The sequence below is a fragment of the Methylococcus sp. EFPC2 genome, assembly GCF_016925495.1.
In the GTDB taxonomy this organism is placed as follows: Bacteria; Pseudomonadota; Gammaproteobacteria; order Methylococcales; family Methylococcaceae; genus EFPC2.
Genome location: NZ_CP070491.1, coordinates 4266309 through 4285978, shown reverse-complemented (window position 1 = coordinate 4285978; position 19670 = coordinate 4266309). Strand labels below are relative to the sequence as shown.

Sequence of the window (19670 nt, the reverse complement as noted above, 5' to 3'; positions counted from 1 at the left end):
ACGGCCGCCAGTTCGGTCGGTGTATCGATGCGCCGGGAAGACGGAAACGGGTGGCACCCACCGCGTAGGCGAGCATCACCCGTCGGAGATGAAGAAGGGAAGCGGCTTTTCCGTACTTGTCGCGGGAGGCGAACGGTAAAGCCTTTTGAGGCGGGCCGCTCTCTTCAGGTCTTGCGCCGGAACGCCGGGAGCAGGCCGGCCCCGCTCAGCAGCAACGCGGATCCGGGCGGCAAGGGTACGCTTGCGACCGGATCGAGCCTCAAGGCGCGGCAACCCAAGACCGGGTGACATCCGCTGGCGGCTATCTGGCCCGCGTCGTTGATGCCGGTGGCAAACACGACGTTCCAGCCTGCGTCGGCCGCTACCAGCAAGTGATCCAGATTCCAGAGCGTTCCGTGGTCGTACAGGAAGGCGTAGGCGTCTGACGGAGGACTGCCGTAGCCGTAGCCGAACCCGTACAGATCCAGATAGAGCTGGGAGCTTCCGACCACCTGGCCGCGGTTGTTGAGGTCGTAGCCGTAAGCGCTGGTTCCGTCTCGAAGCACGCCCAGATCCCGCAGCGAGGAACCGTCCCAGAGCAAGGGATGGGAGATTGGGTTGTCGTCCTCGTCGTAACGGAAGGACCAGCCGGTAACCCACCCCGCTTCGTTGATGGCGACCCCGTAACTGTCCGGCAGATCCCCACCCAGGGTACCCAGATCCTGCAAGTCGCCGCCCTTCCAGACAAAGGCATGGTACTCGCCCGCCGCCGTCCTGGCGGCTCCGGTAAGCCACCCGCGGTCGTTGATGCCGGTGCCGTAGCTGCTGGCGCCGCCCAGGGTGCCTAGGGTTTGCAGATCGACGCCGTTCCAGACGAACGCGCGGTAAGCCCCGCTTTCCGTCTGCAGCGTTCCCGACAGCTGACCGGCATTGTTGAGGCCTACCCCGAAGCTGGGCGTGGTACCGGGTAAGGCGCCGACCGCACTGCCGTTCCAAACGACGGCCTGGGGAACGCTGCCGCCCGGCCGGAATTCGTAGCGATACCCGCCGACCTGGCCGCCGTCGTTGATCGCCAACGGAATTCCGTTGCCGACCGTTTTCGGCGGGCCGCCGTTACCCGTCACGGCAGTCACGCCACTCACGCCGCTGACGGTCCCGCTTTCGTTGACTCCCAGGGCGAGAGACTGTGGTGAAAAGCGGTTGACGAAGCCGAGATCCACCACGCGGTAAACGGGGGCGGCCGAAACCGCGCCCGCCCCCAGCATCGAGCCGGCGAGCAGGGCCGCCCCGGCTTTAATCGCCAGACCGTGCATATCCCTCTCCTATCGGATTCGACCCGCGACGTCGACCGTAACCGACCAGGCCCGCCAGGGCCGAGCCCATCAACCACGCCGCGGCGGGAACGGGAACGGTCGCGACCGGTTCGCCGTAAACCTTGATTTCGCTGATGGAGAACCAATTGCCGACCGTACCCTGGAAATTGCTGAGGACCAAGGCCCAAGCCGGAGTCGAGGCCAGCGGCGTAGCGCTCAAGTCGATCAGGTCGTTGACGTCGATGCCGTCCTTGTTCTGCGTCGGCCCGAAAGGCGTGGTGTTGAAAGAGATGACCGGAACGCCGCCGGTCGGTCCCAAGACGCCGACGTCGACGGCGGTGATCGCTCCCGGAATGCTATTGGTGGCGACTTCCCCGCCATAGATTTCCACTTTGTCGACCCGCCAGGGCTTGGAAACATCCAGGGTCAGGAATATCGCCGGCCGGATGACCGTGCCGTCGGACGCGGCCGGCGTGACGAAAAGTTGTGAGGCGCCCGTCCCGCCGACCACGCCGTCGTTCAGGGTACCGCTGCCGAATTGGTAGGTCGCTACGGTGCCGGCGGGTTCGATATTCACGAAATGGGCTCCCGGCGTGATGGTACCGTCGTAGGTATGAAACCAGTTGCCATGGCCCGACAATACGGCTTCGTTGATATCGTAATGGTCGATCGCGATCTGCTGAGACCAGGCCGAAGAGGACAGGGCAAACAATGTGAGCCCCAGGGAAAGCTTGTGTGTCAGATAGTTAGGGTGCATCGCAATTAAACTCCAGGTTGTTTAGGACAAGACGAGCCTCCACTCGAACGTTGCGCGCAAACTCCCGGCTCTCCGCGATTCCCCGCCAACGCGACGTTTTCCGCTCGGGTCCTGAGACTAATTACCGCCTGTGCGACCGGCAATTCCCCCGTTCGAGGGGGTTGCCCGCCGCGTGGATATGCCGAAATATGATCGACCTGGAGATTTGGACCGGAGATGCTGCAAGCAGGCCCCGGAAAAAACGGACGCCCTGTCCGGCCGAAATGCGGATTTCGATGAGCTCAACCCGAACGGTACCGTGGGAGCGGCCGGCTAAGTGACGAAGATCTTGCTGCTGGATGACCATGCCCTATTTCGAGCCGGCCTGCGCCTGCTGCTGGAAACCTTGGGCAAGGACGCCGTCGTGCTGGAAGCCGGCACGATAGGTGAGGCTTTGGCACTCGCGAGCCGTCATCCCGATTTGCCGCTCTGCCTGCTCGACCTCAACCTCCGCAACGAACACGGACTGGACGCCCTGGCCCGCATCAAGGCCACCGCGCCGGACGTAGCCATCGTGGTGATTTCCTCGACCGAGGAAAGCGGCGCCATACAGGCCTGCATCGAGGCCGGGGCGATGAGCTTCATCGCCAAGAGCGCGCCGCCCGAGACGCTGGCCGTGGCCCTGCGGCATGTGCTGGCCGGCGAGATTTACCTGCCGCCGCCGTTCGACCGGCCTGCGGAACCGGACGCCCCGCCGGTCGCCCTCTCGCCGCGGCAGCGCGACGTGCTGCGAGGTCTGTGCCGCGGGCTCCCGACCAAATCCATCGCCCGCGAACTTGGCCTGTCCGAGCATACGGTCAAGGACTATATCGCCTCGGTATTCCAGCTTCTGGGCGTGCACAACCGCACCGAGGCGGTCATCGAGGCCGCCCGCCTCAAGTTGCGGCTGGACTCCGGCTGACCCGCCATGGGCGACGAGCTTGGCCGCGACATCGAGCGGGAGATCTTGGGCGAACTGGTGCGTCTGCATGCGCGCGTCCTCACCCGTCTGCCTTACGTTCAGCTGCTGCTGGTCGTCGGCCTTTTCCTGCTGGTATTCCGCCACGTAGCCATACCCAGCTTCATGGCTTGGGCCGCATCGGCCGTGCTGGGGGAATGCCTGCGCGGCGCTTACGGCAAGGCCTTGCTGGAGCGCGGCGAGGCACTCGATCCGCAGGCGGCCCACCGCCGGCTGATCCTGCTGGCGGGCATGGTCGGCGGCATCATAGGCTCGGGCGGCGCGCTCTTCCTGGCCAAGATTCCGCTCCCGGAACAGGCCTTGCTGACCATCATCCTTTTCGCCATGCCCGCGGCGGGCGTATCCGTCGCGGCCTCTTCCCGGCCTATCCTGGCGGCCTATTCGCTGTTCATCCTGGCCCCCGTCAGCCTCGCCTGGATTAGCCTCCATCCGCATCAGGTGGCGGTGGTGGGCGGTCTGGCCGCCCTCTACTGGCTGTTCATCATCAGCGTCGCCGCGGACGGCGAACAGTTGCTGAGACGCTCGGTCGCCATACGGCGCGAACGCGACCGCGTGGTCAAGGATCTCGAAAGAAGCAACTCCGAAGTACGTTCGGCCGTGGCGCGGGCCGAACAGTCGTCGAAGGCGCGGGCGCGGGTATTGGCCGCCGCCAGCCACGACCTGCGCCAGCCACTGCACGCCCTGTCGATCTACAGTGCCGTGCTCTCGGCTAACCCGGCGCCCGGCGCGTTGCCCGAGATCGCCCGCAACATCGACCGGCTGGTCCGCAATCTCGGCGGATTGCTGCACGGACTGCTCGACCTCTCCCGCTTGTCGGCGGAACATTACGCGCCGGAGCGGCAGGCATTCTTCCTGAATGCGGTCGTGGCGGACATCTGCACCGAATACGCGAGGGCCGCGGCCGAGAAGGGTCTGCGCCTGGTCTGCGAGCTGGAACCGGTGCGTCTGCGCGACGATCCGCTGGCGGCCGCGCGCATCGCCCGCAACCTGCTCGACAATGCGATCAAATACACCGAAAGCGGCGAGGTCAGGGTGAGCACGCTGCGCCGGGGCGCCGCCGGCATACTCAGGGTGGCGGACACCGGCAAAGGCATACCGCCGGACGAACAGGCCCGCGTGTTCGAGGAGTTCTACCAGCTGGACAACCCGGGGCGCGACCACGGCAAGGGCGTGGGGCTGGGCCTGGCCATCGTGCAGCGCCTTTGCGAGCTGATAGGGGCCGAAATATCCCTGGCTTCCGGCTCCGATGAGGGGGCGTGCTTTTCCGTGAGCTTCCCCACCGTCGACCCGGAGTCCGACGACAAACCGGCCACCGAAACGCACACCTTTTCGGTCCGGCTGCGCGGCAAACGCATCTACGTTCTGGACGATGAGCCGGACATCCTGGAAAGCATGAGCGGGCTGCTGAGCACCTGGGAGGCTCAGGTCGAAACCGCCGACTCGGTCGAAACCGCGGAAGCGCTGTTCCACCGCGCCGGTGCTCCCCATCTGTTGATCGTCGACCTCAGGCTGCGAGGGACGGAAGACGGCGCCACGCTGGCGAGCCGTTTGCAGGATAGACACGGACGGTTCCCGGTTCTGGTGATCACCGGCGAAACCGCGCCCGAATCGCTACAAAAAAGCCGGGAGCGGGGTTATCCCCTGCTGCAGAAACCGATCAACCGCGACGTGCTTCAGGAAGCCCTGAGCGTTGTTGTGGCGGAATGAGCCGGTTCAGCCGCGCCCGTCCAGCTTTCCTGCGGCCAATGGCCAGGTATGCAGGGTCTGGTAACAGGATCCCTTATCCGCCGGCACCGACTCGACCAGGCCGAACGACCGGTACGGCCAGCTGACGGGCTCCGACTGCGGCAGTTCTTGCGGAAGGCGACGTAGCTTGCGCGCCAAGGTGAGGTGAGCCTTGAACGGCCGTTTCTCCAATCGGAAATCGGCGCGACGCAGGACATCGGCCAGACTCACGGCCAAACCTTCCAGAGCGGCCGAGCCCAGCGACGAGGTGAGGCATAGCACGTCCGGACGGCGCCAGTATTCGACCCGGTCCAGTTTCAGACGCCCCGCCTCGCCGCGGACGGCATCGCCGCAGGCTCGCGCCTCGGCCACCCGCTCGGCCTCCACGGAACCCAGGAAGGCCAGCGTCAAATGCCAGGTCTCAGGCGGCATCCAGCGGCCGTCGATGTCCGGCTTGAGCCGGCGGACCAGTGCCGACAAAGCCGCGCGCGTACTCTCTTCGGGCCAGACCGCGAAAAACAAGCGCCGGGCTTCAAGCCCCGCCGCCGCCACCGCCCGCTTCCTCGTAAAGCGCCAACACGCCGCGCAAGGCCTCGGCCACCGCCTGCCGGCGCACGGCGCGGCGGTCGCCTTCGTAGCGCGCGCACCGGGTGGCGACAGCCCCTGTGTGCGTAGCCCAGGCGAACCACACCGTACCCACCGGCTTGCCGGGCACCGCTCCGCTCGGCCCGGCGATGCCGCTCACCGCGACGGCGCAATCGGCGCGGCTGGCGTTCAGCGCGCCCGCCGCCATGGCGCGCACGGTTTCTTCGCTCACCGCCCCATAAGCTTCCAGCACCGAGGAGGGCACGCCCAGCAATTCCTGCTTGGATCCGTTGCTATAGGTCACGAATCCGCGCTCGAACCAGGCCGAACTACCGGCCACGTCCGTCACACATTGGGCGACCCAGCCTCCGGTGCAGGATTCCGCCGTCGCGAGCTTGAGCCCCCGTTCGAGCAAGCACGCGCCCAGCCGCTCGGCCAGGCGATACAATTCCTCCTCGCTCACCGCCGCCATAATCCTGCGGCCTTCGCCGCAACAACTTCCACCCACTGGCCGACCGCGCCTTCGGGCAGCAGACGCCAGGCCGCGAACGCGGCGAAGCCCAGGAACAGCACGCCGCTCAAACGGTGCAGCAGATGCACGGGCATGCGGCGCAGCAGGGTACGTCCCGCCCACACGCCCAGCGCGGAAGTGGTCGCCAGCGCCAGGGTGGCGCCCAGCCAGACCGGCGTCGGCGGAAAAGCCGCACCCATGCCGGCCACGGCCAACTGGGTCTTGTCGCCGAACTCGGCGGCGAAGATCATCAGCAAGGTCGTCAAGAACATGCCATGGCCGCTCTTGACCGTTTCCTCCCCGTCTTCATCCTCTTCCGCGGCCAGCAGGGAACGCAAACCGAAAAAAGCGAACAGCACGGCTACGGCGGCACCGACGACGAATTCCGGCACCCAGCGTGCCACCGCCGCACCGAAGATCACGGCGGCCAGATTGAGCATGGCGAAGGCGGCCGTCGCCCCGGCGACGATGGGCAAGGCCCGGTGGTAACGCGCGGCCAGAGTCATGCAGACCAACTGGCTCTTGTCGCCCATCTCGGCGGCGACGATCAGACCGAAGCTGCTGGCGGAAACACCACCCCACTCGACCCACTCGCGTGGCGGCCGGACACGCTCGAGCAGCGAGGACCAATCGAAAGACAACAAACAGGACATCGGCGCCTCAGGTCAACAAATTGTCGAGCACCATCATCACGACGAAACCTATCATCACCGCGAAGGTGGCCGAGCGCGCCTTGCCCTTGGATTGGGTCTCGGGAATGATGTCGTCGGCGATCACGAACAGCATCGCGCCGGCGGCGAAGGCCATGCCGAAAGGCAGCAGCGAGGAGAACACCGTCACCGCGGCCACGCCCAGGAAACCGCCGATGGGCTCGACCAGGCCGGACAAGGTACCGATCAACAAGGCCTGTTTGCGCGAGTATCCCAGACCGACCAGGGGCAGAGCCACCGCCAGACCTTCCGGGATGTTCTGCAGCCCGATGGCGATGGCCAGGGCCGTGCCGTTGTGCCAGTCGCCGGAGCCGAAGCTGACGCCGACCGCCATGCCTTCGGGAAAGTTGTGCACCGTGATGGCGATGATGAACAGCCAGATCTTGCGCAGGGATCCCGTCGTCTCGGCGTCCTGGCCGACGAAACGGTCGTGCGGTAGCCAACGGTCGGTCAACTCCAAAAACAAGGCCCCCACCAGCATGCCGAATGCAACGATGAGCATGCCTTTGCCCGGCCAGAGCTGGTTGCCGTATTGGATGCCCGGCACCACCAGGGAAAACGAGGTCGCCGCCAGCATCACGCCGGCCGCGCCGCCCAGCATGATGTACAAGGTCTTCTGGTTGACTTCCTTGAAGAACAAGGCGGGCAAAGCGCCCAGGCCGGTCGCCAAACCGGCCAGTATGCTGGCCAGCGAGCCATAGGCCACGATGGGATTGATGAAGAAATACAGGAAGGCCAGGATGACCGTCGTGTACAGGACAATGGACGCAAACACCAGCAGGCGCTGCGCCAGCGCGGACTGCGCGCTGAACTGCTGGTAGAAGGGCCAGGTCAGGAACTTCTTTACGATGGCTTCCAGGGTATCGAGGGCATGTATGTTCATGATCGTCATCCGTCTTGTTGTTGTATCCAGGGGCAGGTTGGCGACCTGGCCTGTTGTATGGGTTCCCCCGCAGGAGTACGGAACGCCGGGCTGGGCGAGGATGCCCAACTCCCGGTGCGCCATCCGGTGCGTCTTCTCCCCCGGCTAGGGAGCCGGGTCGATTCCGGCCGTATTGAAGATGGCGGCATCCTATCACCCTCATCGTAAGCGGCAACCCACGCCACGCGGCGACCGCAGCACCGCCCGGAGCTCTCGCTATTTCTCCGGCGACGGCTCGAATACCCAGTCGACCGTGCCGGAATCGACCTCGAATACACGGTCCTGGCCGCTGCCCAGGGAATCGAGCTCCCGACGCAGTTCGGCGGAATTGCTCATGGTCAGCAGCCGCGGCGAAGTCGACGTGATCCGCCTTTTTCTCACTACAGACATGCCTGCGACGGACTCGATGCGGATGACCACGCCTTCGGCAAGCTCGCCGGCCTGTGCTTCGTACGCGGCTTTTATCGCCCGCCGTTCTTCGAGGGATAGTTCCAGCGACTCAAGCTCGCCGCCGAGTCCCCTCAGCGCCGCCGAAAGTTCGGCGATTTCGGCGAGTTCATTCGCCACCTTGCCACGCAACTGGGCGAGCGCCTTGCTCTGTTCCGCCGTCAGCACCCCGCCTTTCGCCTGGAATTCCTTCACCTTCTTGGCGTTTTCCAGATAGCTCCGTACGGCGGGCGTCGCCACGACCTCGCCGTAGCGGGCGCTGTTCTTTTCGAACTCGGCCTTTTTCGCCGTGACGGCGAGCTCCGCCTCGGCAATCGCCCCGCTCTCCTCGTCGATGTGCCGCCCCAAATCCGCGAGATCGGGCACTTCCAGCACAAACACGTTTTCATCCCGCCCGGAAAGCCCGGGCTTCAGCCCGGCCCTTCCCACGGAAATGGCTTTTCCGCCGACCAGGCAATTCTGCAGACTGCCGATTTCGATGGTGTCGCCCACGACGATGCAGTTCCGGATTTCGTCCAGAACGACGGTGCGGGCGCGAATCACCGAATTTTCGGCCCGGCTCAAGCGCACCTCCCCCTGCGTCGATTCGATATGGGCATGCGAGGCGAAGCCGCCGATTTCGATCGGCCCGTCGGCGTTTCGCACCTGCCCTTTCAGGACGTTGCCGCGCACCTTCACGACCCCGCCTTTCGAAATGACGCCGCCGAAAACGTTGCCCTTGACGCGGATGGAATGGCCGGTCACCGAAAAGCCCTGTTCGACGTCGCCGTGCTCCTCGAACTGGTCCGCCACGATGTCGAGGCTGCCGGTGGTTCGGACGCCGATGCCCTCGCGATTGACGAGTCGCTCGGTTATGAAGAATTGCTGCGAGCGGGTGTCGATGTTGACGTACCCATCCATTCCAGACACCAGAAACTCGCCTTCCTCGCCGGCCTCCCATTCGATCCCGGCGCCCGCCAATCGGCTCAGGTCGATGTCCTTGGGCGGATTCGGCCTTATCGGGAATCCCGCCACGTCGCGTCCGGGAGCGCCCGCCACGCCGGGCAGCTTGCGGACCAGCCGCATGCCTTTGCCGATCTGCGGAAAGGTGTTCTTGAAGCGGCGCAGATCCGCCTTGCCATCCCAAAGTATCGAAGGCGACCGGTCGCGATGCAGCTTGTCGAACACTTCGGCGATCTCGGCGTCCTTGCTACGCGAAGGAGCGGTCTGCCGGGCGACGATCATCCACGCAGGCTTCGTCTGGTCGTCGGCGATCCGTGCCCTGACTTCCGCTTCAAGCAATCCGTAGCGGACGCCACGGTTCCACAAATGGGCGACGAATTCGTCGAAATCCAACCGCACCGACTCGCTGACGACCGCCTCGGCCGGGGAACCGTCTTCGGCCGAGCCGGCCACGGACCTGTCGAGTATCAGCGGCTCGAACAGATACGAAGCCTGAGTAAAGTCCGAAGGGGTCTTCACCGCCCGATAAAGCGGTTTCCGCTCATCGGGAATGCGGGCCAGAGACGCGGCGAAACGAATCTGCGGCGCCAGCCCGGACTCTTGCAGGTCGGCGCGCAGCTTGGCGGTTTCCGCGGGGTCGAAAAGAACCGTCTGAAAGCTGGGGTAATCGATCCCTTTGAAATAAGCGCCGGAAGCAAAGGTGACGGTGACGAACTGCCACAGCTCCTGCGGCGTTTCGTCCAACCGTTCGAGATCGACGAACAGGCCTTCCGGCTTCTGGAGCACGAAACTCGGGAGCAGGATTTCGCCTTCGTCCAAGTCGACAAGATTGCCGACGACATCCGAGGTATCGGTCCGGGCAACGTCCCCCGATTCCGCCTGGGCGATTTCCGGTTCAATACAGGCCGAGGGGTCGCTCGGTGAAGTTGGCAACTGCGGCATGATTTTATCTGTAAGGCTGTTCCAGAAGATATTTCCTGTTCGCGTCCGCCCTGACCCCGGAAAATGTGGGTCGAAGCGGCGCACGGACACCCAACCGTCATCAGCCGGGCCAGCGCTTCCCTCGCACACCCCGGTGACCATGGACGTCGCGAAGCGAATACTTCGATCTCCCTCCGGGAGAGACCGCTCGGCCCCATGGCCCGCGGATGTAGCCCTGGAACCGAGCGGTCCCTTCCCTCATCCGGCCCTTCGGGCCACCTTCTCCCAGAGGGAGAAGGGGATAAGGAGTGACCTCCGGTCGCAGGTTCCTGGGTAGGGACGGGCTGAGGGAAACAGCTTATGGCACGAGCGCCATAAGCTGTTGATTCCTTGTCCGCGATCTAATCCGGAAAAGCCGGACTCGGCCCATCCATCAGATGAACTTCGCCCCCTTCTTGCCGGCGATGCGCAGGCGCAAGGCGTTCAGCTTGATGAAGCCCTCGGCGTCCTTCTGGTTGTAGGCGCCCTTGTCGTCCTCGAAGGTGGCGATGTTCGGGTCGAACAGGCTGTTGCTCTCGGACTTGCGGCCGACTACGGTCACGTTGCCCTTGTAAAGCTTCAGCCGCACCTCACCGTTGACGTTGACCTGGGACGCGTCGATCAACTGCTGCAGCACCAGCCGTTCCGGGCTCCACCAATAGCCGTTGTAGATCAGGCTGGCGTAGCGTGCGATCTGCTCGTCCTTCAAATGCGCCACCTCGCGATCCAGGGTGATCGACTCGATGGCGCGATGGGCCTTGAGGATGATGGTGCCGCCGGGCGTCTCGTAGCAGCCGCGCGACTTCATGCCGACATAGCGGTTTTCCACGATGTCCAGACGGCCGATGCCGTTGGCCCCGCCGATGCGGTTCAATTCGGCCAGCACGCTGGCAGGACTCAGCCGCTGGCCGTCGATGGCGACGACGTCGCCGCGCTCGAAGCTCAGCTCGATGTAGGTCGGCTTGTCCGGAGCGTTCTCGGGCGAAACGGTCCAGCGCCACATGTCCTCTTCCGGCTCGGCCCAGGGGTCTTCCAGCACACGGCCTTCGTAGGAAATATGCAGCAGATTGGCGTCCATGGAATAAGGCGAGGAACCGGCGCGCTTCTGCTCGATCGGAATGCCGTGCTTCTCGGCGTAAGCCAGCAGCGTCTCGCGCGAGGTCAGGTCCCACTCGCGCCAGGGCGCGATGACCTTGATGTCCGGCTTCAGCGCGTAGGCACCCAGCTCGAAGCGCACCTGGTCGTTGCCCTTGCCCGTGGCGCCGTGCGCGATGGCGTCGCAACCCGTTTCGTTGACGATCTCGATCAGGCGCTTGGCGATCAAGGGCCGGGCGATCGAGGTGCCGAGCAGATACTCACCCTCGTATATCGTGTTGGCGCGGAACATGGGGAAGACGAAATCGCGGGCGAACTCTTCGCGCAAATCGTCGATATAGATTTCCTTGATACCCAGGGCCTGCGCCTTGGCGCGCGCCGGCTCGACCTCCTCGCCCTGGCCGATGTCGGCGGTGAAGGTCACGACCTCGCAGCCGTAAGTTTCCTGCAGCCACTTGAGGATGACGGAAGTATCCAGCCCCCCGGAATAAGCCAGGGCGACTTTCTTGATGCTGGGTTGGGACATGATGCTCACGTAGTGGGTAAAAATGACCCGGCATTATAGCGAAATCGTGGGATGGTGCCCCCTAAGGGCGCGGGATCGAATGATTCTCCAGGCGGCGCCAATCCGACCTCTCCGCGAATTTGCATCCACTCGCATTGTTTAAGGGTAAAAGACTTAGTAGAATACGCGGCCACGCGTCCGTAGCTCAGTTGGATAGAGTAGCGGCTTCCGAAGCCGTTGGTCGCAGGTTCGAATCCTGCCGGGCGCGCCATGTTTTCAATGACTTACGCACATCCTGACGGAGCCGGAAAATTCCTGTGCTACCGCTGTGCTACCCGATCCAGGTAAGTCGTTCCGCTACCTACCCCCTACGATCCAGCCAAGGCAAGCAAACCAGGGGCTTCCCGGTCTACGTGCTTCATGCACGTTTCTCTTATTTGCTTTTTATAAGCATATACTAATACTTGGCGTAATGAGGCCTCACGCGCTGCAGGCTGGGCCCGATGTTGGGCATGGTTACCTCTGGCGGGCGACGTAAAAACGGGCGCGGCGGCCGCGCGCCTGCGTGGCGGGCGGCAGTTTTGCGGGCGGGGGGATGGCCGGCGGCTGGGCATCGGCTGGCTGGGCGCTGGCCACAGGCTGGGCGTCGAGCTCGGTTAGCAGGTCGATTTGCACCAGGGCGGCGCGCAGCTTTTCCCACCGCTCGGCGGTGTAACGGTCCAGGCCGAGAAAATTCGCCATGGCCAGGTTATATACCATTAGGTCGAGCTGCTCGTTGCGGCTGCCGCGCTTGATCAACTCATAGCTGGTGCGGCGCTTGCCTTTGACCCAGCGCGTCGTTTTGGCCTCGGACAGGAGCTGCTCGTAAAACTGGATCGGCAGTTGATCGCTGGTGTGGATGGCGATTTGGCCGGCGAGGTTGAGACGGTTGTAAATCCAGTCCTTGGCGGTGTCGGTGCCGATGTTCCATAGCTGGGTTCCGCCCATGATGGGCTTGCCGCGGTAGTTGTATTCGACTTTGCTGGGGCTGCCGGCGATGACCGGCTTTTTGGCCTGCGAGGCGCCCTTGACGGCGAGCACCGCTTGCAGCTTGCCGGCGACGTAGCGCCGCGAACGGGGACGGCAAAATTCGTAGACTTCTTGCGTGCTGTCGCCGTCGCCGGAGTCTATGCCCACGGCGCGGATGACGAACAGCGCGCCGCTGGCATGACGCACGGGCGTTTTCAGCAGCTCGTCCAGCTCGCTCCACACTTCCCGCAACGTGGGATCTCCGTAGAGTATGTGCGTGCCCACGATCCAGGCCTCCAGCCCGGTGGGGCCGGGACCCCAGCCGACGATTTGACATTCCAGTCGATTGCCCTGCACGTCCACCGTGGCGGTGAGCGACAGGGCCGGCATCGGCACGATGCCGAGCGGATAGGCCTCGGCTTTTTCGCGGAGTTTTTCCGGCTTTACAACGGCATTTTTGCTGCTCCAGGTGCGCGCCAAACGGGTGTTGTAAAACACCTGCAGCTTTTCGCGATCACCGATGTCGGCGGCTTTTTTGGCTTCGTCGTATTCGCGCGCCAGAGCCAGCCAGGATACCCAGCCGAGCGGGGCATAGAGGCTGCTGATTTCGTAGCTCCAGGTTTCGCCGTTGCCGGGGGCGCTGGGGATCCATTCCGCCCTGCCGCCGGCTTTTACGTCCGGCAACATTACCGGCTTTGCGTGCTCTTCGATGATGCAGCCGTTGCGTATGCAAACCATCCAGGCGCGACCGCGGCCTTCGGCGTTGAGCTCGTAGAAAAAATTCTCCCATTCGAGCGCCTGCAGCTCGCCACAGTGCGGGCACGGCACGTGGTATTGGTGCTGGTTGCCCTCGCGGTAGAGCTCTTCGATGCGGCTGGCGTCCTCTTCCGTGGGGCTCGAAATGTAGAGCCCTTTCGCCTTGCGGCCGTAAGTGGTTTGGCGCTTTTCGACCAGGCCGACCGTGTCGCCCTCGCCCTTGATTTCGCGCAGGATGCGGTCGACCTCATCGACCACGACATAGCGGGCTGAGGCCTCAGACAGGTTGGACGCCGAACGGGCCGAGAGGAACCAGGCCGTTCCGCCTTCGAACTCCTTGGTCTCCGCGCTATTTTTCGAGTCACGGTGTTTGCGCTTAGCTACCTTGCGGGTAAGCGGCGCGACCTCTTGGGTGATCTTGTCGAAGCGGGCGGCGACGCGGCGGGCCAGCTTGTCGGTGGGCTCCAATACGATCACGTTGGCCGGCTGGCGATCGATGACGGAGCAGACAAAGTTCAGCGCGACCTGAGTTTTGAGCAACTGCGATGCGCCCTTGATCACCACTTTCAGCGCTGGATGCTCGGGTGATAGCGCCCGCATGGGCTCGCGGGCATAGGGCGTGCGCTCGACCCGATAACGGCCGGGCTCAGCCGCGCCCGAGCTTTTCGGGATCACCATATGCTGCTCGGACCATTCATCAACCCAGAGCGGTGGGTCGGGCCGCAGGCCGGCACCGAACGCCTCCCGGTAGGCCGTCGCCCCGTCGCTGTAGATGGCGGCATCAAGCTGCATGCTGAGGCTCCCGACCGCTCAGGCCATCCACGATGGCGTACAGCTCGGCACGGATAGCCTCGCGTAAACGGCACTCAACCTGCCAGGGATCGGTCATGGCTGCCAGCTCCATGCTGATTTTGCTCGGCAGGGTGTCGATCAGCGCATCACGTAATACGCGGGCTGTCTCGTGCGCTGCACGTTCCATCCCGCGGCGGTCGACCAGCTCGCCGGAACGACGTGCTAGCTCTTGCTCTTTCAGGCTGGCTTCGGCCGCCTCTTTGCGCGCTTTGTGATCGCTCCAGTCTGTCGTCGGCTTGGCGCTGACCGGCAGGGTTGTAACCGGCATCGCTACCAATCCAGCACGGGAATGCAGGTCGGCCCGCTTGCGGGTATTGCGCTCCCACTCGGCATCCGCCGTCGCGGGATCGATACGCCCGTCGACGATGCTAATACGCCCGCCCGCAATCGCCTTTTCGACCGCCTGCCGGGTACACCCAGCCAGCCCCGCTGAGCGCCGATGCTGCGCGTATGCCTGTACCGTCATCATTGTCATTGCAACCTCCGCAGCCACCAACTACAAAAAGCAACCTATTGAAACCACTAAAACTACCAAAAAATCGGGGCACGAATTAACCGCGTTCGCGAACCCCAGGAAGGACCCGCGTTCTATCTGGCGCCTTGGCGTCCCACCAGCCTCACCAGGGCGTGATACTACCGTTCGGAAGGGGCAGAGCTAGGGACTAAAATTCGCCGCGCAGAATCATTCCTCTGCCCGCCCCACAGCGGCGGCCCGTTCGACTTCAGCATGGCGCACCCATGAGCGGAACCGGGCCAAGTCTTCGGCCACTCGGGCGGGCGCCATTCGTTCACGACAGGCAAGCAGCTTGGATGCCTTGTCCTTGGACCAGGGCCACAGCTCACAGAGGCGGACTATCAGACCGTCCAGTTCGGCCAGGTCCTCGGGTGTCGGGGCTGGTGGGGTGAGCAGCAGCAGCCAGGCATACCATGCCGCATGGTCGGGATTGCTCTCGGCTTGCTCGGATAGATAGGCCCGGTCCTCGGCATCGGCGAAGGGCTCAATCGCGGCCATCAGATCGGGCAGATTTCGGGGGATCGCATCAAGGGAAATCAGCACGTTTGCGCCGTGTTTTTCCCGGCCCCCCTCATTTTGCAACCGGGAAAACCGGGAAAACCGGGAAACCCAGACGCCACGCGGCTTCCAGCCTTCCCGGTTTTCTATTTCGGGGGTTTCGATTTCCGGGAAAACCGGGAAAGTTGTTTTACCGAATTGCACCGACGTTGATATGAGGGCGTTGCTCGCCGCCGGTTTTTCAGCCGTGGCGAGCGTATCCAGCCACTTCAACACGGCGCGTCATCCCACAATTTGCGGCCGATGATGCAATACGATCTTGGGTCTCCGTTGGGCAGTTTTTCCTTGAGGGTGGTTCCGTCCGCATCGCATTTCAAGATGCCCCGCGCCTTCAGCACGGCCGCCACGCGCTTGGGCTTGAAACCGGCTTTTACCCCGAACTCTTCCGCGAATCGCTCGCGGGTGACATAGAACAGGAAGGCGGGGTCGTCCGGATTGAAGGGAACGTCTTTCTTGCGAAAACCCAGCGTCTCTTGAACCGCCGCCATGCGGGATATGTCGGCGTTGTCTTCACTCACCCTGTGCCAGTCGACAAAGCGGGCCTGCCAGCTCTTTTCCATCACGCGCCGCACGTGGGCGAGTATTTGCGCTTCTTCCAGGTTTCCCGCCGTGGGCCGCCCTTCCAACCATTCGGAGAACAGCTCTCCGGCCGCGTTGAACGCGGCTTGCGCCTGCCATGGAACGATGCCCCAATCGGCCGCCAGTTCTCCGGCCGTGGCAATCAGGGCGAAGCATCCGGCCACGCGCTTGGTCTGGCCGCCGGCATCGGCGGGCACGAAGTCCAGAAAGAACCGCTCTTCCAAACGCTTGACCACGCCGGGCACATCAGGAAGCCGCTCGATCAGCGCAGCCACGAAAGCCCGGCCGGCGGTGCCGTGGTAGCGGCCAGCTTGGGCCTTGAGGGTGTCGGTAAACGTGCGTCCGTCGGCAAGTCCGTGCAGTTCGTTCCACATGCCCAACTCGGCGCCGCCGTTGCTCGGCAGCTCGATGAAGCGGACCGACTGCCCGGCGTGGGCCTTCTGTCCCGCGCTGGCCAGGTGATCGGCTAGGCCCAACTCACCGGATGAAAGCATCGCTATGCGCCAGGTCAACGTCTCCCGCAGTCCACCGGCATGGTGGGCACGATTCTTCCCTTTCGCATTACTCAACATGTAGGCAATAGCGCCGGCCTGCTTGGGATCGACCTCCTTCAGTTCGTCCATGATCAGCAAGCCATCGTTATGCTGAGCGGCGACATACTCGGTTGAGTTATCTGTGCTCCTCCAGCTATGAACTATGCCAGCAGGAGCGCCCCAGACAGACCCGGCCGCCGTCAGTGAACCGGATTTGCCTTCCGAACTGTCGCCTACCCAGTGACAACAGAAGGACGGCCCGCCGCAGGGCTTCAACAATGGGCCGACAAAGGCGACCGACAGGGAGAACATCAGCCGGGGATTGCCGACCGCCAGCGCCGCGATATTCGCTTGCCAGTCGGACAGCTTGCCCTTGCCGGTGAACACCCCGAGCGCCCGCTTGCTGCCGCGATAAAGCAAGGTTTCGTCCGTGTCGCCTATGGCACCCTCGGGATGCAGGTAAGCGGACCCGTGCCAGCCGGTGGCATCCACCAGGCGGGCGCGTTTCGGCGGTCTGGCGCCGGCAATGTAGGCCTTGAGCCGGTCCAGCGATTGCCGGCCAGGCTCGATGAATAGCCCCAGGTCGGCAAGCTGCTTCGGTCCGTCCGTGCCGTCGCCCAGGAACTGGCGCCGAGGGATGATTTCCTGTCTCAAGTGGCTGTCCATGTCGCGGAACTCCAGCACCGGGGACCAGCCGGCGGACTCTTCATCCCGTGCCAGTGCAGGAACGTAGAGCGCATCGGAAATACGCACCTGTCTAAGCTCGCCATCCTTGTCGGCTGCGACGTAGTACAAGCCGGCATCGTTGACCATGAAACGCGAATCGCCGCCGGTCGCGGGCTCCGCCGCCTCGGGTACTTTCGGCTTCTGCTTGGCCTTTCCAGGTTTCCCCGCCGGCTCCGCCGTCGATTCCGCTGGCACCGTCTCCGGTTCAGCCGCCACCGTGGGCGTGGCGTAAAAGTCCGGCCGGTCGACAATTTGAACGAAATGATCGACCGTCCAGCCTTCCGCCACGGCGTCGGCGGCGTCCCAGCCTTCCGGCAGTTCGCGGGCGTGTTCGGTCAGGATCGCCGCCCCGGCCTCATCAGCGCCAGGCGCCAGCTTGGCAAACAAGGACAGATCGACCAAGCGCACCGATGCGGCACCGGCCTCCGTGAGCAGCCCTGCGGCCTTGTCCATCGCCTCGCGGCCGGGCTGGTCGGCATCTGGCCAGAGAATCAGGTCGCACCCGGCCAGGGGACCGAAGTCGGCCTTGTCGATCGCCTTCGAGCCGCCCGGCCAGGTCATGACGACCCAGGCCGGCATCAAACCCCGTGCCGCATCGGCCGATTTTTCGCCTTCCACCAGCAGGACCAAGCACCCGGCCCGTTGCGCCAGGTCATCCAGACCGTAGAGCGGTCTCGGGACATCGAATCCCTGCCAACGCCACTCCCGGCGGCCTGCGAGTTCCGCATAGACCAGCCAGGCGAATTCCTTCTTCTTCCGTGTAGCCGACTTCTCGAAGCGGGCCACGTAGCCCAGCAGGCGGCCGGCGGCATCGTGGTATACGTGCCAGGCGTCCGGCTTGCCGTGCCCGCGGTGCGCCGCAGGCTTAGGCGGTGCATCTTCCGGAATGGGCAACACCGGCCGCCAGACCGCCTCCGGGGCCGGTGCTGGCGCTGGCGCCGGTTTAGGCGCTGCTGGTGTGGCGGGTTTGGGCTCGTCGTCCGTAGCAAGCCCCAGGAAGGCCGCCAGCTCGCGGGCGGCATCGCCTTGGGAAATGCTGTCCACGTAGGCGACCAGCGACACCAGGTCGCCGCCCTTGTCACCCGTGCTGAAGTCGGACCAGATGCCGGCCTTGTCGCCGCTCAGGTGTACTTTCAGGCTTTGGCCTTCCGCGCCGAAGCGGTCGCCGATTTGCCACTCGCGCCCGCTGCGCTTGCCATTCGGCAGCCAGCGGGCGCAAACGGCCTCGATTTGATCGAGAGCACGGGACTTGATGAGGTCGAAATCGGGAGGTTTACGACGGGGCATCGTCACCTCCTCCCGGTGGCCGGGCGTCGATTTCGTATTGCAGAGCGGCCGTACACAAGTCGATGGTCTTGCTCAGCCCGTATTCGTTGTAACACTCCATGTCCGTCGACGCGATGGACAGGAAGTCCAGCACGGCGATGACATGGCCCAGCGTGTCGGCGTTGTTGCCATCGATCAAGGGATTGATCTTGCTGGCGGTTTCGCGGTCTATGCGTGTGGCGCTCATGACCGGTCCTCCGTGGCAGCGATGGCAGCGGCAGTGCGCCGCAGTCCTTCGGCCAGGTCCGCCAATTCGGCAACCGCTTGGAATAGATTTTCTTGCAGAAAATCGAAGGCGGCTTCCAGGGTGTCAGCATCGACGATGACGTGGCCATCGACGCGCTGACCCACCCGGATTTCAGAGCCGGCCATGACTGCCAAAACACTGCCCGTGCCTGAAATCCTCCGCCGGATGGCATCAATATCGACGGCCAGGCTTTCGACATTGGATCTTGTGAGTGCGTTCATGAGCGGCCTCCTTGCGCAGCGACGATGCCTTGCTCGATCAACCGAACCAGCTTGAATCGTGGGAGGGTCAACGGGGTGTCATCATTGGGCGCCAAGGGGGCGGCCTCGCACGCGATAGCCTCGGCGATTGCGCGGGGAGACTGCGAGCCGACGTCGTTCAAGCACCGGGCCAACGGCTCGGGCGGAGCGCCCGAGTCCTCTTCACCCTCCGCCAACGGCGAGCCCGTCTTGGACTTCAGGCACAGCTTTTCAAAAGCCACATCAAGATCGTTCTCTACACTGGCGAGCCAATAATTCAGCATGCCCAGCAGACTCGATACGTTGGGGTCTCTCGGCTCGGAGATCGCTTGACGCAGATAATGGGCCAGCGTTCCAGCCCAATCGATTTGGTTAAGGGTCATCAGCCAGGTGTCGGAAATATCGCCCAGCGTGATGGGCGCTTCGTAGTCGACGTTTTCGAGGTATTTCGGCGCATAACTCATGACTGCGCCCCTCCCTGTTGGCCGTTCTCGCTTGTGGCGGCCCGCAGCACGGCCAGTTGGGCGCGTGCGTCCGCATGGATCAGGTAAGCCTCTGCCGTCAGCGTCGCCAAGCCGTTCAACAGCCATGCAACGTCGTTCAGCACGCCGTCCGGCAATTCACGCCGGTCGACCACCGCCAGCAGATGCGCCACGGCCGCGCTGTAGGCGGTCAGGTTCTCGCCGACGCTGTACGACAGGCGTTGCAGGGAATCCAGCCCGGGGGCATCGGTCTGGAACGCGAGCCAGCCCAGCCCGGCGTCATGCCCCCGTGTCTGTAGCAAAGCCCCCAGGGCCGGCACCGATGACAGAGCGCCTCCGCAGCGGTCGATTTCCAGAACGCCGCCATGCGCAAGGGGAAACGCGATCTTGGTTGCGGCCATC

The 19670-nt window shown here is 63.9% G+C and carries 18 protein-coding genes and 1 tRNA gene; 3 read left to right on the top strand and 16 right to left on the bottom strand.

What is annotated here, in order from left to right; translation table 11 throughout:
- Window positions 1-164: 164 nt before the first annotated feature.
- Both JWZ97_RS18450 and JWZ97_RS18445 read right to left on the bottom strand, forming a co-directional pair.
- Window positions 165-1292, bottom strand: a complete 1128-nt coding sequence (locus JWZ97_RS18450; RefSeq protein ID WP_205432137.1) for a DUF3466 family protein — start codon at window positions 1290-1292, stop codon at window positions 165-167.
- Entirely contained in the window at window positions 1273-2049 is a 777-nt protein-coding gene (locus JWZ97_RS18445; RefSeq protein ID WP_205432136.1) for a VPLPA-CTERM sorting domain-containing protein, read from the bottom strand. The genes JWZ97_RS18450 and JWZ97_RS18445 overlap by 20 nt, the downstream gene beginning before the upstream one ends.
- A 316-nt stretch (window positions 2050-2365) precedes the next feature.
- Here JWZ97_RS18445 and JWZ97_RS18440 point away from each other — a divergent pair, with 316 nt between their 5' ends.
- Together JWZ97_RS18440 and JWZ97_RS18435 are read left to right on the top strand one after the other, a co-directional pair.
- Window positions 2366-2989, top strand: a complete 624-nt coding sequence (locus JWZ97_RS18440; RefSeq protein ID WP_205432135.1) for a response regulator — start codon at window positions 2366-2368, stop codon at window positions 2987-2989.
- Between the two features lie 6 nt (window positions 2990-2995).
- Window positions 2996-4753 carry a hybrid sensor histidine kinase/response regulator gene (locus tag JWZ97_RS18435; protein ID WP_205432134.1) on the top strand — a complete coding sequence of 586 codons (1758 nt, stop codon included), beginning with the start codon at window positions 2996-2998 and terminating at the stop codon, window positions 4751-4753.
- A gap of 6 nt (window positions 4754-4759) precedes the next feature.
- Here JWZ97_RS18435 and thpR read toward each other — a convergent pair whose 3' ends face one another.
- The 6 genes from thpR to JWZ97_RS18405 all read right to left on the bottom strand — a co-directional run bounded on the left by thpR (window position 4760) and on the right by JWZ97_RS18405 (window position 11469).
- On the bottom strand, window positions 4760-5323 hold the full coding sequence (gene thpR, locus JWZ97_RS18430) for an RNA 2',3'-cyclic phosphodiesterase (RefSeq protein ID WP_205432133.1): 564 nt from the start codon (window positions 5321-5323) through the stop codon (window positions 4760-4762).
- On the bottom strand, window positions 5304-5819 hold the full coding sequence (gene pncC, locus JWZ97_RS18425) for a nicotinamide-nucleotide amidase (RefSeq protein ID WP_240342394.1): 516 nt from the start codon (window positions 5817-5819) through the stop codon (window positions 5304-5306). The genes thpR and pncC overlap by 20 nt, the downstream gene beginning before the upstream one ends.
- Window positions 5816-6520, bottom strand: coding sequence for a TMEM165/GDT1 family protein (locus JWZ97_RS18420; RefSeq protein ID WP_205432131.1), 705 nt, complete (start codon window positions 6518-6520; stop codon window positions 5816-5818). Before JWZ97_RS18420 ends, pncC begins: the two co-directional genes overlap by 4 nt.
- Window positions 6521-6527: 7 nt before the next feature.
- Window positions 6528-7460, bottom strand: a complete 933-nt coding sequence (locus tag JWZ97_RS18415; RefSeq protein ID WP_240342393.1) for a ZIP family metal transporter — start codon at window positions 7458-7460, stop codon at window positions 6528-6530.
- A 255-nt stretch (window positions 7461-7715) separates the two neighbouring features.
- A complete protein-coding gene (locus JWZ97_RS18410; RefSeq protein ID WP_205432128.1) occupies window positions 7716-9830 on the bottom strand; it encodes a flagellar assembly protein A in 2115 nt (704 codons plus the stop codon).
- A 412-nt stretch (window positions 9831-10242) separates the two neighbouring features.
- Window positions 10243-11469 (bottom strand): argininosuccinate synthase, encoded by a 1227-nt coding sequence (locus JWZ97_RS18405; protein ID WP_205432126.1) that lies wholly within the window; start codon window positions 11467-11469, stop codon window positions 10243-10245.
- 173 nt (window positions 11470-11642) lie between these two features.
- Between JWZ97_RS18405 and JWZ97_RS18400 the strand changes: the two genes are divergently transcribed.
- Window positions 11643-11719, top strand: a tRNA-Arg gene (locus tag JWZ97_RS18400).
- A 245-nt stretch (window positions 11720-11964) separates the two neighbouring features.
- On the opposite strand, the gene JWZ97_RS18395 is transcribed toward JWZ97_RS18400, so the two are convergent.
- The 8 genes from JWZ97_RS18395 to JWZ97_RS18360 all read right to left on the bottom strand — a co-directional run bounded on the left by JWZ97_RS18395 (window position 11965) and on the right by JWZ97_RS18360 (window position 19669).
- Window positions 11965-14004, bottom strand: a complete 2040-nt coding sequence (locus JWZ97_RS18395; RefSeq protein WP_205432124.1) for a phage terminase large subunit family protein — start codon at window positions 14002-14004, stop codon at window positions 11965-11967.
- Entirely contained in the window at window positions 13994-14539 is a 546-nt protein-coding gene (locus tag JWZ97_RS18390) for a hypothetical protein (protein ID WP_205432123.1), read from the bottom strand. Before JWZ97_RS18390 ends, JWZ97_RS18395 begins: the two co-directional genes overlap by 11 nt.
- 207 nt (window positions 14540-14746) lie before the next feature.
- Entirely contained in the window at window positions 14747-15352 is a 606-nt protein-coding gene (locus JWZ97_RS18385) for a hypothetical protein (RefSeq protein WP_205432121.1), read from the bottom strand.
- Window positions 15346-18261: a DUF927 domain-containing protein gene (locus tag JWZ97_RS18380; RefSeq protein WP_205432120.1), complete on the bottom strand. Its 2916-nt coding sequence runs from the start codon at window positions 18259-18261 to the stop codon at window positions 15346-15348. Before JWZ97_RS18380 ends, JWZ97_RS18385 begins: the two co-directional genes overlap by 7 nt.
- Window positions 18248-18487, bottom strand: a complete 240-nt coding sequence (locus tag JWZ97_RS18375) for a hypothetical protein (RefSeq protein WP_205432114.1) — start codon at window positions 18485-18487, stop codon at window positions 18248-18250. Before JWZ97_RS18375 ends, JWZ97_RS18380 begins: the two co-directional genes overlap by 14 nt.
- Window positions 18484-18768, bottom strand: coding sequence for a hypothetical protein (locus tag JWZ97_RS18370; protein ID WP_205432112.1), 285 nt, complete (start codon window positions 18766-18768; stop codon window positions 18484-18486). Before JWZ97_RS18370 ends, JWZ97_RS18375 begins: the two co-directional genes overlap by 4 nt.
- The gene (locus tag JWZ97_RS18365; protein WP_205432110.1) at window positions 18765-19250 is read right to left on the bottom strand and encodes a hypothetical protein; all 486 of its coding nucleotides are present in this window, start codon (window positions 19248-19250) and stop codon (window positions 18765-18767) included. Before JWZ97_RS18365 ends, JWZ97_RS18370 begins: the two co-directional genes overlap by 4 nt.
- The gene (locus JWZ97_RS18360) at window positions 19247-19669 is read right to left on the bottom strand and encodes a hypothetical protein (protein ID WP_205432109.1); all 423 of its coding nucleotides are present in this window, start codon (window positions 19667-19669) and stop codon (window positions 19247-19249) included. The genes JWZ97_RS18365 and JWZ97_RS18360 overlap by 4 nt, the downstream gene beginning before the upstream one ends.
- Window position 19670 lies beyond the last annotated feature (1 nt).

Bases quoted from the DNA above. Each gene is read 5' to 3' on its own strand.
- JWZ97_RS18450 (WP_205432137.1), bottom strand. From the start codon at position 1,292: ATGCACGGTCTGGCGATTAAAGCCGGGGCGGCCCTGCTCGCCGGCTCG.
- JWZ97_RS18445 (WP_205432136.1), bottom strand. From the start codon at position 2,049: ATGCACCCTAACTATCTGACACACAAGCTTTCCCTGGGGCTCACATTG.
- JWZ97_RS18435 (WP_205432134.1), top strand. From the start codon at position 2,996: ATGGGCGACGAGCTTGGCCGCGACATCGAGCGGGAGATCTTGGGCGAA.
- JWZ97_RS18420 (WP_205432131.1), bottom strand. From the start codon at position 6,520: ATGTCCTGTTTGTTGTCTTTCGATTGGTCCTCGCTGCTCGAGCGTGTC.
- JWZ97_RS18415 (WP_240342393.1), bottom strand. From the start codon at position 7,460: ATGAACATACATGCCCTCGATACCCTGGAAGCCATCGTAAAGAAGTTC.
- JWZ97_RS18410 (WP_205432128.1), bottom strand. From the start codon at position 9,830: ATGCCGCAGTTGCCAACTTCACCGAGCGACCCCTCGGCCTGTATTGAA.
- JWZ97_RS18405 (WP_205432126.1), bottom strand. From the start codon at position 11,469: ATGTCCCAACCCAGCATCAAGAAAGTCGCCCTGGCTTATTCCGGGGGG.
- JWZ97_RS18395 (WP_205432124.1), bottom strand. From the start codon at position 14,004: ATGCAGCTTGATGCCGCCATCTACAGCGACGGGGCGACGGCCTACCGG.
- JWZ97_RS18390 (WP_205432123.1), bottom strand. From the start codon at position 14,539: ATGACAATGATGACGGTACAGGCATACGCGCAGCATCGGCGCTCAGCG.
- JWZ97_RS18380 (WP_205432120.1), bottom strand. From the start codon at position 18,261: ATGCCCCGTCGTAAACCTCCCGATTTCGACCTCATCAAGTCCCGTGCT.
- JWZ97_RS18375 (WP_205432114.1), bottom strand. From the start codon at position 18,487: ATGAGCGCCACACGCATAGACCGCGAAACCGCCAGCAAGATCAATCCC.
- JWZ97_RS18370 (WP_205432112.1), bottom strand. From the start codon at position 18,768: ATGAACGCACTCACAAGATCCAATGTCGAAAGCCTGGCCGTCGATATT.
- JWZ97_RS18365 (WP_205432110.1), bottom strand. From the start codon at position 19,250: ATGAGTTATGCGCCGAAATACCTCGAAAACGTCGACTACGAAGCGCCC.
- JWZ97_RS18360 (WP_205432109.1), bottom strand. From the start codon at position 19,669: ATGGCCGCAACCAAGATCGCGTTTCCCCTTGCGCATGGCGGCGTTCTG.